11 protein-coding genes are annotated in these 15,106 nt (G+C 70.8%); 7 read left to right on the top strand and 4 right to left on the bottom strand.

Features of this window, described 5'->3' with window-relative positions:
* Positions 1-876 carry a hypothetical protein gene (locus KXC43_RS31235; protein WP_221379774.1) on the top strand — a complete coding sequence of 292 codons (876 nt, stop codon included), beginning with the start codon at positions 1-3 and terminating at the stop codon, positions 874-876.
* 216 nt (positions 877-1,092) lie between these two features.
* Positions 1,093-3,924: a type I DNA topoisomerase gene (gene topA / locus KXC43_RS31230; protein ID WP_221379773.1), complete on the top strand. Its 2,832-nt coding sequence runs from the start codon at positions 1,093-1,095 to the stop codon at positions 3,922-3,924.
* Position 3,925: 1 nt separating this feature from the next.
* Here topA and KXC43_RS31225 read toward each other — a convergent pair whose 3' ends face one another.
* Positions 3,926-5,227, bottom strand: coding sequence for a D-arabinono-1,4-lactone oxidase (locus KXC43_RS31225; RefSeq protein ID WP_221379772.1), 1,302 nt, complete (start codon positions 5,225-5,227; stop codon positions 3,926-3,928).
* 115 nt (positions 5,228-5,342) lie between these two features.
* Between KXC43_RS31225 and KXC43_RS31220 the strand changes: the two genes are divergently transcribed.
* Positions 5,343-5,972, top strand: coding sequence for a TetR/AcrR family transcriptional regulator (locus tag KXC43_RS31220; protein WP_221379771.1), 630 nt, complete (start codon positions 5,343-5,345; stop codon positions 5,970-5,972).
* Between the two features lies 1 nt (position 5,973).
* On the opposite strand, the gene KXC43_RS31215 is transcribed toward KXC43_RS31220, so the two are convergent.
* Complete coding sequence (locus KXC43_RS31215) at positions 5,974-7,179, bottom strand: amino acid deaminase/aldolase (protein WP_221379770.1); 1,206 nt, start codon at positions 7,177-7,179, stop codon at positions 5,974-5,976.
* 190 nt (positions 7,180-7,369) lie between these two features.
* On the opposite strand from KXC43_RS31215, the gene tmk reads away from it, so the two are divergent.
* Positions 7,370-10,108: a dTMP kinase gene (gene tmk, locus KXC43_RS31210; RefSeq protein WP_308129337.1), complete on the top strand. Its 2,739-nt coding sequence runs from the start codon at positions 7,370-7,372 to the stop codon at positions 10,106-10,108.
* Between the two features lie 51 nt (positions 10,109-10,159).
* On the opposite strand, the gene KXC43_RS31205 is transcribed toward tmk, so the two are convergent.
* Complete coding sequence (locus KXC43_RS31205; protein WP_221379769.1) at positions 10,160-11,353, bottom strand: DNA polymerase III subunit delta'; 1,194 nt, start codon at positions 11,351-11,353, stop codon at positions 10,160-10,162.
* A 164-nt stretch (positions 11,354-11,517) separates the two neighbouring features.
* Here KXC43_RS31205 and KXC43_RS31200 point away from each other — a divergent pair, with 164 nt between their 5' ends.
* The 3 genes from KXC43_RS31200 to KXC43_RS31190 are packed head-to-tail and all read left to right on the top strand — an operon-like array spanning position 11,518 to position 12,795.
* On the top strand, positions 11,518-11,844 hold the full coding sequence (locus tag KXC43_RS31200; RefSeq protein ID WP_221379768.1) for a YbaB/EbfC family nucleoid-associated protein: 327 nt from the start codon (positions 11,518-11,520) through the stop codon (positions 11,842-11,844).
* Between the two features lies 1 nt (position 11,845).
* On the top strand, positions 11,846-12,184 hold the full coding sequence (locus KXC43_RS31195) for a hypothetical protein (protein ID WP_221379767.1): 339 nt from the start codon (positions 11,846-11,848) through the stop codon (positions 12,182-12,184).
* Positions 12,184-12,795: a hypothetical protein gene (locus KXC43_RS31190; protein WP_221379766.1), complete on the top strand. Its 612-nt coding sequence runs from the start codon at positions 12,184-12,186 to the stop codon at positions 12,793-12,795. The genes KXC43_RS31195 and KXC43_RS31190 overlap by 1 nt, the downstream gene beginning before the upstream one ends.
* A gap of 495 nt (positions 12,796-13,290) precedes the next feature.
* Here the strand turns inward: KXC43_RS31190 and KXC43_RS31185 are convergent, their stop codons facing one another.
* Positions 13,291-15,090 (bottom strand): hypothetical protein, encoded by a 1,800-nt coding sequence (locus KXC43_RS31185; RefSeq protein WP_221379765.1) that lies wholly within the window; start codon positions 15,088-15,090, stop codon positions 13,291-13,293.
* Positions 15,091-15,106: the final 16 nt, after the last annotated feature.

Here is a 15,106-nt window from a genome sequence, read left to right as displayed (position 1 = left end):
ATGACCGAGACGGGGTGGCCCCTGATCCCGCGCGAGGTGCTGCCCGCGCCGGTTCCGGCTGCCAAGCGCCCCGCTCACCCGCGGCCGTCCCCGTCGCACGACGCCGGCCGCCAGCTGCCCATCTTCGGGGCCGGCACCACCGAACCCACGCCGGCCGACCTGGCCGGTCTGCTGGCCGGTCCGGGGCTGCTCGGGCGGATGGGCGGCACCGCCCGGGTCTCCGTCGTCGTCGAGGGAGCCTGGCGGGTCCACGTCCTGGTCGCCGAGCTGGTCGTCCGCGGCCTGGTCGTCAATTGGCGCCCGGTCACCGCCGACGACCCGGCCGCTGAGAACGAGCTGGTGGTCGAGGACGATCCGGCCGAGAACCAGCTGATCAACGACGACCCGGCAACCGAGGACGAGCCGTCTGCCGACGCGGAGCCGGTGGTCGAGGCGGACGCGGTCGCCGATGAGATGGCGAGTGATCGGCCCGAAACGGCGAAATTGACCGATTCTGCGGCGGAAAGGCCCGAACCAGTGCCGGTTGCCCCTCGGTTCGAGGTGCTCACCGCGTACTCCCGGAGGTTGAACGGTTTGGCCCAGGCCTGGCCCCGGGCCGCCGCGCAACTCTTTCTCAGCGGCCCTCGCCTGCGCCTCTGGGTGGCCGCTGCCGGCGAGCCGGTGCCCAATGGCTACGCGCTCGGCCTGGACCCGGCCAAGGACACCGCGGAGATCGACGCGGCGCTGGTGCGGGCCGGTCTGGCCGGACGGCTGTCAGATGACCGGCGACAATATTTGATTATGGGTAAGCGTCGGGTCGCCCGCCTCTCTGAGCTGGTCGGGGAGCGGCCCGAAGCGGCGCCCGCGGAGCTGTGGCCCGGCGGCGCGGGTGCGTGATCTTCCTGGATTGTGTGCGACACGACAGCATGTTCCCGGTGTACGGTGTCGCCGTCGGAGGCATACGGTGGCCGGACCGTTACCATCCGGCTCCGGGGGTAGCCGGGGAATGTGTGCTCGTCCGGCGCGTTACGTTGAAAGTCTGCGCTCCGCCGGACGCCGCGTTGTTCACCGGCGGAGAACAGAAGGAAGCCGAAGTCGAAGTTTGGGAGTGCCGTGCCGAGTGACGCCAGGACGACCCGTCTGGTCATCGTCGAATCCCCGTCGAAGGCCAAGACGATCGCCGGTTATCTGGGCCCCGACTATCTGGTCGAGGCCTCCATCGGCCATGTCCGTGACCTGCCCAAGAATGCCGACGAGGTGCCCGAGCAGTACAAGGGCGAGTCGTGGGCCCGGCTGGGCGTCGACGTCGACAACGGCTTCCACCCGCTCTATGTGATCTCGGCCGACCGCAAGCAGCAGATCGCCAAGCTCAAGAAGCTGGCGAAAGAGGTCGACGAGATCTTCCTCGCGACGGATGAGGACCGCGAGGGCGAAGCCATCGCCTGGCACCTGCTCGAGACGATCAAGCCCAAGGTCCCCGTCCACCGCATGGTCTTCCACGAGATCACCCGGCCTGCCATCCAGGCCGCCGTGGCCAACCCGCGCCAGATCGACCAGAACCTGGTCGACGCGCAGGAGGCCCGCCGCATCCTCGACCGCCTCTACGGCTACGAGGTCAGCCCGGTGCTGTGGAAGAAGGTCATGCCGAAGCTGTCGGCGGGCCGGGTCCAGTCCGTGGCAACCCGCATCGTCGTCGAGCGTGAGCGCCAGCGCATGGCGTTCCGCACGGCCGAGTACTGGGACATCAACGCCCTGCTGGCCGTCCAGGGCCAGGTCGAGGGCCCGCGCCAGTTCGGCGCCACGCTGATCGCGCTCAACGGCGACCGCATCGCCACCGGCAAGGATTTCGAGCCGACGACCGGTCGTCTCAAGCCCGGCGCGGCCGTGGTGCAGCTCGACGAGGGCGGCGCCCGGGGCCTCGCAGCCCGGCTCGAGGGGCAGAACTTCACGGTCACCCGGGTCGAGGAGAAGCCGTACCGCCGCCGGCCGTACGCACCCTTCATCACCTCGACGCTGCAGCAGGAAGCCGCTCGTAAGCTGCGCATGTCGTCGGCTCAGGCGATGCGTACGGCCCAGCGCCTGTACGAAGAGGGCTACATCACTTATATGCGTACCGACTCGGTCAACCTGTCGGAGACGGCCATCGCGGCCGCCCGCCGGCAGATCGCCGAGCTCTACGGCGAGCGCAGCGTGCCGCCGGAGCCGCGCCGCTACACCGGCAAGGTCAAGAACGCGCAGGAGGCGCACGAGGCGATCCGGCCCGCCGGTGACACCTTCCGCACCCCCGCCGAGCTGGCCGGGGAACTCAGCGGCGACGCGTTCCGGCTGTACGAGCTGATCTGGCGCCGCACGGTCGCGTCGCAGATGACCGACGCGGTCGGCAACTCGATCTCCGTGCGCATCCGGGCCGTCTCCACCGCTCAGGAAGAGGCGGACTTCGGCGCCACCGGTAAGACGATCACCGAGCCCGGCTTCCTGAAGGCCTACGTCGAGTCGTCCGACGACGAGAACGCCGAGGCCGAGGACGCCGAGCGTCGCCTGCCCAACCTCGTCAAGGACCAGCGGCTCGACGCCGACGAGCTGAACGCCGCGGGCCACCACACCAGCCCGCCGGCCCGCTACACCGAGGCCTCGCTGGTCAAGGCCATGGAAGAGCTCGGCATCGGGCGCCCCTCGACCTACTCGTCGATCATGCAGACGATCCAGGACAGGGGTTACGTCGAGAAGCGCGGTCAGGCGCTGATCCCGACGTTCATCGCGTTCGCGGTGGTCAACCTGATGGAGAAGCACTACCCGCGTCTGGTCGACTACGGCTTCACCGCCGCCATGGAGAACGACCTCGACAGCATCGCCGGGGGTGTCCACGCGTCGCTCGACTTCCTCACCGCGTTCTATTTCGGCAGCCAGAAGGCCGGCGAGGACGACGCGATCGCCCGGGCCGGCGGCCTGCGCAAGATGGTCACCGAGAACCTGGGTGACATCGACGCCCGCCTGATCAACTCGATTCCCCTCTTCGACGACGACGAGGGCCGGCACATCGTCGTGCGGGTCGGCCGTTACGGGCCCTACCTGCAGCGTCAGGTTCCCGGCGCGTCCGAGGAGCAGACCAACGACCCCAGCAACCGGGTCTCGATCCCCGAGGGGGTCGCGCCCGACGAGCTGACTCCGGAGAAGGTCGAGGAGCTCTTCCTCGGCGGCAGCGGCGAGCGCAGCCTCGGCGAGGACCCGCAGACCGGTGTCGACGTCGTGCTCAAGTCCGGCCGGTTCGGGCCGTACGTCGAGAGCGGCGAACGGCGCGGCTCGCTCTTCCGTTCGCAGTCGCCCAACACGCTCACCCTCGAGCAGGCGATCCAGCTGCTCTCGCTGCCCCGGGTCGTCGGCAAGGACCCCGAGGGCAACGAGATCACCGCCAAGAACGGTCGTTACGGCCCGTACGTGCAGCGCGGCACCGATTCGCGCTCGCTGGCCAGTGAGGATCAGCTGTTCACCGTCACCCTCGACGAGGCCCTGGCCCTGCTGGCCGCGCCGAAGACCCGGGGGCGGGGTGCTGCCAAGCCGCCGCTGCGCGAGATGGGCGCCGACCCGGCGACCGAGAAGCCGCTGGTCATCAAGGACGGCCGGTTCGGCCCCTACGTGACCGACGGCGAATACAACGCCTCGCTGCGCGGCGACCAGACGCCCGAGAACCTGACGATCGAGCAGGCTTCGGAGATGCTGGCCGAGAAGCGGGCCAAGGGACCGGCCCCGAAGAAGCGGGCTGCCAAGAAGGCTCCGGCCAAGACAGCGGACGCCGCGGCGAAGAAGACGCCCGCCAAGAAGGCCGCGACCAAGAAGGCCACCCCGGCCAAGAAGGCGACTCCGGCCAAGAAGGCCACGGCGAAGAAGGCGGCGCCGGCCAAGAAGGCAGTGCCGGCCAAGGCTTCCGCCTCCGCCTCCGCCGAATAGGTCAGGCGCCGAGCACCCGGTCCAGGTAGTCGTTGGTGAAGACCCGGGCCGGGTCGAGGCGGTCGCGCACGGCCACGAAGTCGTCGAACCTCGGGTAGACCGGGCGCAGATCCTCCGCCGTACGGTAATGAAGTTTGCCCCAGTGCGGCCGCCCGCCGAGGGGCCGGCAGACGGCTTCGAAGGCGCGGAAGTACGGCTCGTAGGGCGCCCCGGTGAACTGGTGCACCGCCACATAGGCCGACTCACGCCCGTACCCGTGGCTCAGCCAGACGTCGTCGGGGCCGGTGAACCGCACCTCGACCGGGAACTGCACCTTGAACGGCAGCCCGTCGATGATCTTCGGCAGCGCGCCCAGCACCTCGGGCAGGGCAGCGCGCGGAATCTCGTACTCCATCTCGGTGAAGTGCACCCGGCGCGGCGTGCAGAAGACACGGTCGGAGCGCTCGGTGTACGTCCGGGCCGTGAGAGCCCGGGCGGCGATCGACTGGACGGCCGGCACGACGGCCGGAACCCGGCGACCGAGGCGGCAGACGCCCTCCCAGAGGGAGTTGGCGAGGAACTCGTCGTCGAGCCAGTGCCGGAAAGGCGACAACTGGCGGTCGTTCCCGGTCACCTTGTTGTTGCGCTTGAGCTGGGCGCGGTCCGTGTACGGATACCAGTAGAACTCGACGAACTCGTTGGCCGGGATCCAGTCGTCGAGGCCTGCCAGCACGTCGGGCAGCGCCATCGGCCGTTCGTCGGCGAGCAATGTGAAAGCGGGCACACACCGCAGGGTCACCTCGACGAGGATGCCGAGCGCGCCGATGCCGAGCTGGGTGGCCGGGAAGACGTCGTCACCCTTACTGAAGGTGAGCACCTCGCCCTGGCCGGTCACGATCTTGACGCCCTCGACGCAGGCGGCCAGCGTCGTGTGGGCGATGCCGGTGCCGTGCGTGCCGGTCGAGATCGCCCCGGCGACCGTCTGCGCGTCGATGTCACCGAGGTTCGGCATCGCCAGGCCGTGCCGGGCGACCGTCTCGTTGAGCTTCCACAACGGCATACCCGCCTGCACCGTGACCAGCGGACCGTCGACCGCAATGAGGTCGGTCATCCGGTCGAGCAGCAGCCGTTGGTCGTCGGCGACGGCGATCGCGGTGAACGAGTGGCCGCTGCCCACGACCTTCACCCGGCGTCCGGTTTCCGACGCCTCCTTGACGTGGACGGCCACCTCGTCAACAGTGCCAGGGGTCAAAACGTCTACGGCGAGTGACTGCTGGTTGCCGCCCCAATTGACCCAGCGGCGGCCGTTACGAGGGATCGTCATTTAGGCCCTTGTCCTCCGTACGAGCGGACGAGTACCCGGCGCGTCCCGTCGATGCGTCTCGCTCGTTGATCCGAGTAACGTTCCGATTATCACTGCTGAGAGGGAGTGGCGACGCGTGTCGACACCAACCGTCACCACCGGGCCGCTGCGGCGGGTCCCGGTGCAGGGCAGAAGCGTTGCCCGGGTCCAGCGCATGCTCGACGCCTGCGCCGAGCTTGTCGACGAGGTCGGCTATGAGGGGCTGACCACGACGCTTCTCGCCGAGCGGGCCGAGGTCGCCATCGGCTCGGTCTACCAGTTCTTCCCCGACAAGAGGGCGATCGTCCAGGCGCTGGCGATGCGCAACATGGATGCCTACCTGCAGGGCCTGTCCGACCGCTTCGGCCGGGAGACCTTCACGCACTGGTGGGACGGCGTCGACGCGGCGATCGACATCTTCATCCAGATGCACCGCACGGTGCCCGGCTTCCGCACGCTGCACTTCGGCGACGTGGTCGACGTGCACCTGCTCGACGTCGAACGCGACAACAACGCGGTGATCGCCGAGCGCCTGGCCGAGCTGCTGGTCGACCAGTTCCAGCTGATCGACCGCGCGCGGCTGCGGTTCTCGCTCGAGATCTCGGTCGAGGCGGCGGACGCGCTGATCAAGCTGGCGTTCCGGCGCGACCAGCACGGCGACGAGGCTGTCCTCACCGAGGCCAAGGCTTTGATCAGGGAATACCTGCACCGCCACGTCACGGCCTGAGTCACCCCAGGAAGGCATGTCCCTCCCCCCGGTACGTCGGGGCCGGTGCTGCTGAGCTCCCGTCGATCAGCTGTAGCTCGTTGACGTGCTCGCACAGCTCGCCGGCCTTGGCGTGACGGAACCAGACCCGGTCGCCCGGGCGCAGCGTGTCGGCCACGGCGCCGACCAGCGGCGTCTGCACCTCGCCGGGGCCCTCGTCCGGCTTGAACTTGAGGCCGGCGGGCAGGTACGGGGTCGGCTGCCGGGAGGTCTCGGCCGGTCCGGAGGCGATCCATCCGCCGCCGAGCACGGTGGCGATCCGCGGCGCCGGGCGGCGCACGACGCTGAGCGCGAAGAAGGCGGCCGGTGTCGGGCGCCAAGCCGAATACGCGTCGAACAGGGTCGGGCCGTACAGGCCGGAGCCGGCGGTGACCTCGGTGACCACTGGGTCCGATCCGCTGGCGGCCACGCTGCCGGTGCCGCCGGCGTTGACGAACTCGAGGTCGGCGTGCTCGCGGACCGCCGTCACGGCCTCGGCGCGACGGCGGAGGATCTCGGGGAACGAGCGGGACTGCATGAGGCGGATCGCCCGGCCGCGCAACGCCTGGCCGGGGGGCAGGTCGCCCAGTCCGGCGATCTGAGCCTCGTACGACATCATGCCGACCAGTGCGAAGCCGGGCCGGGCGACCAGTCGCCGGGCCAGGGCCGAGGCCTGCCCGGCGGAGTGCACGGGGGAGCGGCGTACGCCGAGGTGCAGGGGACCGGCGGGGCGCCAGGACGAGTCGAGATCCAGACAGAGCCGGACGGCCGGACGGTCACCCGGAGGGGTCACCTGGTCGACCAGATCGAGGTGCGACGGGTGATCCACCATGATCGTGATGGCCGCCGCGAGCTTGGGGTCGGTGGTCAGCTCGCGCAGCGCGGTGCGATCGACCGACGGGTACGCCACCAGCACGTCATCGGTCAGGCCGGTGCGCACGAGCCAGATCGCCTCGGGCAGCGCGTACGCCATGACGCCGTGCCAGCCCGGCCTGGCCAGCACACGTTCCAGCAGCGTGCGGCAGCGCACGGACTTGCTGGCGACCCGCAGCGGCTTGCCCTGCGACCGCGCCACCAACTGGTCGGCGTTGTCGTCGAAGGCCGCCAGGTCGACGGCCGCGACCGGCGTCTCGAGATGGGCGGTGGCCCGGTCGAGCCGCTCCTTCAGAGCCGTGCGGTCTTCGATCACGTCAGCACGGTATCGCCGTTACCGGCAATGCGAAACCTCTTCACTTCTTCGATACCCGAACGTGGGTCACCTGGCCATGTGTGGTGGCCCGATAGAGTGCACCTGCAAACACGGGAGGTAGAGGGCCATCGACAGCGAGAAGCGGGACTCCGGACCGGTTGACCTGTCGGGCGCGGCGGCGCTGCGATCGGTGCTGCGCATCCGGCCCTTCCGGCGCCTCTGGCTCGTGCTCGGCCTGGCCTCCTTCGGCGACTGGATCGGCCTGCTGGCCACCGGCATCTTCGCCGCGGCCCAGTTCGAGAGCAGCGCCGGCCAGGGCGCCGCGTTCGGTGGCACGATCGCCGTCCGCCTGCTGCCCGCCCTGCTGCTCGGCCCGATCGCCGGTGTCTTCGCCGACCGCTTCGACCGGCGCTACACCATGGTCATCACCGACCTCCTCCGGTTCGTCTTCTATGGCTCGATCCCGCTCGTCCCGCTGTTCGGCGGCTCGCCGGGTGTCACCGTGGCCTGGGCGACCATCGCCACGTTCATCGGCGAGACGATCACGCTGATCTGGATCCCGGCCAAGGAAGCCGCGGTGCCCAACCTCATCCCCAAGTCGCGGATCGAGGTCTCCAACCAGCTCACGCTCGTCACCACGTACGGCATCACGCCGATCCTGGCCGCCCTGGCGCTCTCCGCCCTCACCGCGGGCATCCAGCAGTCCGGCGCCACCCTGCCCGACTGGGCCCAGCCGGTGCAGATCGCGCTCTACCTGAACGCGATCTCCCGCCTCGCCACCGCGATCACCGTCTTCTTCGGCATCAAAGAGATCGGTGGCAAGAGCGAGCAGCGGCAGCAGGCGGCCCAGCAACAGAGCATGACCCGCCAGTTCCTCGACGGCTGGAAGTACATCGGCACGACCCCGCTGGTGCGGGGTCTGGTGCTGGGCATCTTCGGCGCGTTCGCGGCCGGCGGTGTGGTGATCGGCGCCGCCAAGACCTTCGCCACCTCGCTGGGCGCCGGCGAGGCCGCGTTCTACCTGCTCTTCGGCACCATCTTCATGGGCCTGGCGGTCGGCATCGGCCTCGGCCCGATGATCATCCGTGAGCTCTCCCGCCGGCGCTGGTTCGGCATGAGCATCGTGCTGGCCAGCGGCTCGGTCATGTTCCTGGGTCTCGCCTTCCACCTGTCGATGGCCCTGGTCGGTGCGCTGCTGGTCGGTGCGGGCGCCGGCATGGCGTTCCTGGCCGGCACGACGCTGCTGTACGGCGAGGTCGACGACGCCGTACGCGGCCGCGTCTTCGCCGTCGTGCAGATCGGCGTCCGGATGGTGCTGCTGCTCGCCATCACTCTGTCCGGCTTCCTGGTCGGCCTGGGCAGCTCGCGCCGCATCGACCTGGGCGCGGTCAGCTTCGACCTCTCCTTCACCCGCGTGCTGCTGCTGGTCGCGGGCGCGCTCGGCGTCTTCGTCGGCATCAGCTCGTTCCGCCAGATGGACGACAAGCGCGGCGTGCCCGTGCTGGCCGACCTGTGGGGCTCGGTCCGCGGGCGGCCGCTGTCACCGGCCGAGCAGTTCGTGCGCAGCGGCATCTTCATCGTCTTCGAGGGCGGCGAGGGCGCCGGCAAGTCGACCCAGGTCACCCGGCTCGCCGCTGCCCTGCAGGCGGACGGACGCGACGTCGTGGTGACCCGCGAGCCGGGCGCGACGGACGTCGGTGCCCGCATCCGCCAACTGGTGCTCGACAAGACCGAAACGCCCTCCGCCCGTGCCGAGGCGCTGCTGTACGCGGCCGACCGGGCCCACCACGTCGCCACGGTCGTACGCCCGGCCCTGGCCCGCGGCGCGGTGGTGATCAGCGACAGGTACGTCGACTCGTCCCTGGCCTACCAGGGCGCGGGCCGCACCCTGCCGGTCACCGAGATCTCCTGGCTGTCCTCCTGGGCCACCGGCGGCCTGAAGCCCGACCTGGTCGTGCTGCTCGACGTCGACCCCGGCGTCGGCCTGAACCGCGTCGACTCCCGGGGTGAGGGCGCCGACCGCCTCGAGAGCGAATCCCGCGCTTTCCACGAGCGTGTGCGCTACGCCTTCCTCGACCTCGCCGCGGCCGACCCGAAGCGCTACCTCGTGCTCGACGCGGCCCGTCCCCTCGACGAGATCACCACCGCCGTGAGCGACCGCCTGACGGGCCTGCTGGGCGCGGCCGAACCGGCCCACCCGGCCCCCGCCTCGACCGACCTGCCGCCCGGCCCCGACTTCGACGCCCCCGACCTGACCGCTACCCCCGACCGCCGCGTAGGGCTCGACGACCGCCGAGCCAGCCACGCCGGCGTCCCCGACCAGCCGACAGCCGACTCCGCCCACGCGACCGCCGACCTCGGCGGCCCCACACAGCCGATCGCGACTCAACCGCGTCCAGGTGACGCCGAAGCCACGCAGCCGGTCGCGCTTCAACCGGCTCCCGGCGGCGCTGACGTCACACAGCCGGTTGCAGTTCGGCCGGTTGCGGATGGTGCTGACGTCACGCAGCCGGTTGCGGTTCGGCCGGTTGCGGATGGCGCCGGGACGATCTTGCTGGATGGTGATGGTGCCGACGTCACGCAGCCGGTTCGGGTTCGGCCGGTTGCTGATGGCGCCGGGCCGACCTTGCCGGTTGCGGACGGTGCTGACGCTACGCAGCCGGTTGCGGCTCGGCCGGTTGCGGATGGTGCCGGGGCCACCTTGCCGGTCGGTGATGGTGCCGACGTCACGCAGCCGGTTGTGGCTCGACCGGTTCCTGATGGTGCCGACGCCACCCATGAGCGCCCCAGCCGTTCGACCCCTGAGGACCGGCCCGTCAGCCGGGTCAACGGGCGCAACGAGGAGCCCGTGCTCGACGAGATGGCGGAGCTGCTTGGCGTCAACGACGACGAAACCCCGGACGGCCCTGGTCGCTACAGCCGCCGCTGATCCATCGAGGGCTGCGCGTCAGCGAGGCGGTGCTGGCCGCCGTTGGCGGGGTCAGCCGCGCCAGAGGGTCAGCATCATGGACTCGACGGCGATCTCGGGTTTGACGTTCTCGTCGATGGCTTGGCGGCAGGCGAGCACCGCCTCAAGCCGGCGCAGCGCGCTCTCGGGCGACCACTTGCCGGCCGCGGCCTCGGACTGCGTCGCCACGTCGGTGTGCACGACGCCGACGGGAGCACGCATGTTGGTGATCAGGACGTCGCGGTAGAAGCCGGCCAGGTCGACCAATGCGCGGTCGAGAGCGTCCCGCTTCGAGCGGGTGGCCCGGGACTTCTGGCGGCGTTCGAGGTCTTTCAACTGGCCGGCCGCGCCGCGCATCGCGCCCGCCGCCCCCCGGCCTGTGCCCCCGGCCCCCAGCGCCTGCTCGAGTGACGCGCGCTCGGACGCGTCCGTCTCGACCAGCTGCTCGGCCGCCTCGGCCTCGGCCGCCTTGATCAGCGCGCTCGCCGCCTCGAAGCACGCACCCACACCGGTCAACCGCCGCGGCACCGACAGCACGGCGTCGCGCCGCCCACGGGCCTCGGAGTCGTTGGCCAGCCGCTTGGCCCGCCCGACATGCCCCTGCGACGCGGCAGCGGCCCAAGACGCCACCTCGGGTGCGACACCGTCGCGCCGCACCAGGACCTCGGCCACCGCCTCGGCCGGCGGCTGCCGCAGCGCCATCACCCGACAGCGGGACCGGATCGTCACCGAGATGTCGTCGGGGTGGGTCGACGGCGTGCAGAGCAGGAAAACCGTGCGGGGCGGCGGCTCTTCGATCGCCTTGAGCAGCGCGTTGCCCGCCTGCTCGGTGAGCCGGTCGGCATCCTCGATCACGACGATCTGCCACCGGCCGCCCGACGGCGCGCTCGCCGCCCGGAGCACCAGGGCACGCATCTCGCTGACGCCGATCGACAACCCCTCAGGCACGACAAACCGGACGTCGGCGTGGGTTTTGCCCAGCGTGGTGTGGCAGCCGTGGCACTCGCCGCAACCAGCGCCGCCACGCTCGCACTCGAGCGCGGCCGCGAAGGCGCGGGCGGCCACCGACCGGCCGCTGCCCGGCGGGCCCGTGAAGATCCAGGCATGGGTCATCGCGCCGGCGGCCACCTGCTCGCCGGCCACGACCCGGGCCGCCGCCGCCGCGGCCTGCCGCAGCGTGGCGACCGTCTCGGCCTGGCCCACCAGATCAGCGAAGACGTCACTCACGGCACTGATGGTATTGCGCGCCCCCGACAGAATGCTTGCGCCTGTGGATAGCGAGCCCCAGTTATCCACAGTGGAAAACAGCCCGTAGCGAAGGCATCACCCTTCCGGGTACGGTCTGATCCCGGTCCGCGATGGCGCGCTGACACATGGTGAGGAGCCTCGGCATGGCACGTGAGATCGACGAGGCGTGGGTCAGCGAGGCTATCGATAGGCATCGACGCGTTGAGCAACTGCGCGGCGACTACGACCGGGCCGTCGAGTCCCACCAGGTCTCGGTCCACTCACCCGACAACTCCATCGAGGTCACCGTGACCGCATCCGGCCGCATCACCGACATCCAGATTCACGGCGGTCTGAGCCATCGTCACCCGGGCGAGTTCAGCCGCGAGCTGCAGGCCGCCGTCAGCAATGCCACCGACGCGGCCCGCTGGGCCCGCGAAAAACTGCACAACGAGATCTTCGACCAGTTCCGTGCCTTGGGCGAGGCCTGAGATGGACGACGTAGCCGACCGTCTCGACCAGGCTTCGGACGCTATGACCGCCCTGTCGCGCGATGTCTCTACCCTCGCCGTGGCCCCCGGCGCGTTCGCCGCACAGGCGGCGGTGGCGTCCGCGGGGCTTGGACCGGGTGCGTTCGTGGTTCCGGGGCTGCCTGCGCGGATCGGGCAGGCCCTTCACGATCACTGGGAAGCGGTGCTGGACGCGCGATCGCGCGAGGCTTCCGTCGCCGCTGCCCGGGTGGCAGAGATGGCCCGTTCGGTGCGGGCCACCCGGCGGGAGTACGTCGAGACCGACGAAGCGGTCGAGCGCCGCTTCACGCGGGAGTTGTGATGGATCGGCTCGACCAGGTGCTCGACGCGGCCACGCCCCTGCTGCGTCGCGCCGAGCAGGTGCTCGACGCGGCCGGGGCGCCGGCTGGTCACCCGGTGCTGGACGACCTTCGGCGCGTACGTCTGATGCCCGCTGACGCGGCTCAGGCGGTGGCCGGTCTGCGCCCATCGGCCCTGGCCGACGCCGACGCCGACCTGCGAGCCGGTGCGCGGGTGTGTGCCGAGGTCGCAGCCTCACTGCCCCCACCCGGCGAGTGGGAGGGCGAGGCCGCCGATGCCTATGACGACCGGCGCCGCCGCTACGCCGTCCATCTTTCCGGCACGGGCGAGAGTCTCGACGAGCGCCTGGAAGCGACCGCCGACCTCGGCGCGGCCCTGCGGGAATGGATGACGCGCACCCGCGACAACCTGGCGTCCGCACTGGCCGACGTGCTGGGCTCGGCTGAGTCGATCACCCTGGGGACGCCCGCTCACCACCCACCTTCAACGGCCGAGGCACGGGCGGCCGCGGACGTGACCTCGCACGTCCTCCGCGTCGTGGCCGCCGACTACGCCGAAGCCGAAGACCTCTTGCGCGGCTCCCAGGAACTGGCCAACCCTGTACCGCTTTAGGCGCGCTCGACGACGGATCGCCTTCGACTCTGGCCGGGCGTTCAGGTGCCCGCGTCAAGTTCTTCGCCTCTACGCAGACCGGGGGCTCCGCGGGGCAGCGACGCGTACGGCGGCCGGACGCGTGGTGGAGGCCTCGCTCGGTGGCGGCGCTGCGTTGCATTGCGGCTTGGCGCTCGGTGGCTGGTGGCATGGGCGCGGCGCCACATTCGAACAACCGGAAAGAACTCCGAATGCGGCGCCGCGACCTCCTGCACCCCCCGCAGGTGTAGGCACCACTCAACGCTACGAATCGATGGTTGTCTCGGGATCGGGTCGGCTTCCGGCCGCTCGGAGGATCAGGAGGGGACGACCGTTCGAGCTGACTCGTCCATCAGGAGATCGACATGTCTCCATCCGGTTGACCCGGTTCCGGTAACGGCATCGGACGGCCCCGGGAAGGAGCCGCCCGATGAACGATGAACGATGAACGATGAACGATGAACGATGCGGGACGGGTCAGGAGTGGGTGCGGCGGCGACGTACGGTCAGCAGAACCGCCACCACGCCGACCAGCAGCAGGCCTCCGCCGGCCAGGGCGACCCGGGTGACGTCCGAACCGGTCACCGGAAGGCCGCCACCCGCACCCGACGACGTGATCTGCCGCGCCTCGGGAGAGACGGCCGCGGCCTCGAGCACGCCCAGCGACATGTTCAGCGAAACGCCCGACTTGGCGCCGTACCCGTCCTGGCCGCGTCCCTTCGAGCCGGTCGTCCGGGTCAGCGAGACCTTGACGGCTGAGGCCCGGGCCGCGATGGCCTGTCCCTTGACGGCGTGGCGGACGTCGCCCAGCGCCACCCGCAGCCTGATCCCGTCGGTCGCGGCGGGCGCCGACTCGGTCGTGGGCGTGGGTACCGAAGGCAGACCGGGCACGGCCGGCACGGGCAGTGGCTCGGCCTTGCCCAGGCGGCCCAGCTCGGTGAGGCTCGGCACGCGGGCCGACTCCATCTCGTGGTACTGCGGGTTCAGTGCGATGTCGACGTGTTCCCCGGCGGTCTTGAGTCGCCGGGTCTGGACGCCGTCACCCGAGATCTCGACGACCGCCGGGCGGTAGCTGACCTTGCCGCCGGAGCCGGCCGACATGGCGGCCTCGAGCACGGGCGCCTGCAGAACGCGCAGCTGGACCTGACCGCCGGCCAGTTCGATGCGCCCGGCCGTCACCGTCGACCGCGCGACCGTACGCGCCTCGTCGCCCCGGCGTTCCAGCGCTGTCGTGCCCCGGCTGGTCATCGCGCCGGGCACTCGCACCAGATCGTTCAGCACGCTGAGACTGGTCAGCGAGGCGTCGGCGCGGCCTGTCTCGCCGGCGGCCCGTCCGCACGCCATGGCGGCGTCCCACTGGGCGTGCGTGCCCAGCCCGCCCCGGCCCAGACGCAGCGGGCCGGCCTTCCCGGCGGCCGTCGAGCGCCGCGACGCCTTGGCGTTGGTCGGCGGCGCCTGCTGGAGCTGCGGCTTCACCATCGCGGCGTACTTCTTGCCGGCGGGGGCGCCGTTGAGCATCCGGGCATAGGCGGCCGAGGCGATCTTGGCCTCCGCGATCATCGCCGTACGGGCTTCGCCCAGCCCGACCTCGGCCAGCGAGGCCGACTTCATCCGCCCATCGCCGCCACCCGGGTTCTGCGAGCGCCGGTCCGAAGCCGCGTCACTGCCACCCGGGTTCTGTGAGCGCCGGTCCGACGCCGCGTCACTGCCGCCTCGGGTTTGCGAGCGCCGGTCCAACGCGTCGTCGCTGTCGGTCGGCTCCTCGGCCACGGGTTCGCCGCCACCGGTTCCGCCCGAGTCGCTGGGTTCGCTCAGGCCGTCGGCCACCGCTCCGCCCCGCTCGGCAATCTCGCCGGTCGGGCCCTTCTTGGGCGTGGGAACCACATCGGCGTCACCCGTGGTCTTCGCCGCCGACTTCGGTAGCGCGCCGAGATAGCCCAGCACCCCCATGCCGGTCAGGCCGATGCCCTCGCTGATCGTGTCGCTGTCCTCGGGATTGGGAAGGATCGGGTCGTCGTCCGTGCTCAGCACCCGGTTGGCGGCGTCCCCGACGGTGCCGTTCTCGGCCTTGGGGGCGTTCTTGAACCGTGGCCGTTCCGGGGCGGCCGCGTGTACTTCGAGTTTGTTGATCCGGAGCATCTCGGCACCGGACTGGGCGGCGAAGTTCTCGGCCCTTTCGCAGGGTGCGGGCGCCGCGAGGGCCGGTTGCGGTGCGGTGAGTGCGCTCGCGAAACCGAACGCGACGACACTGGCGGCCAGCGACCTGGCGGGCGTCATGGCAGGTTCCTCCCGA

It is taken from the genome of Paractinoplanes polyasparticus (assembly GCF_019710575.1).
In the GTDB taxonomy this organism is placed as follows: domain Bacteria; phylum Actinomycetota; class Actinomycetes; order Mycobacteriales; family Micromonosporaceae; genus Actinoplanes; species Actinoplanes polyasparticus.
The sequence above is the reverse complement of the archived record's forward strand: the minus strand, read 5'-3'. Positions and strand labels throughout refer to the sequence as shown.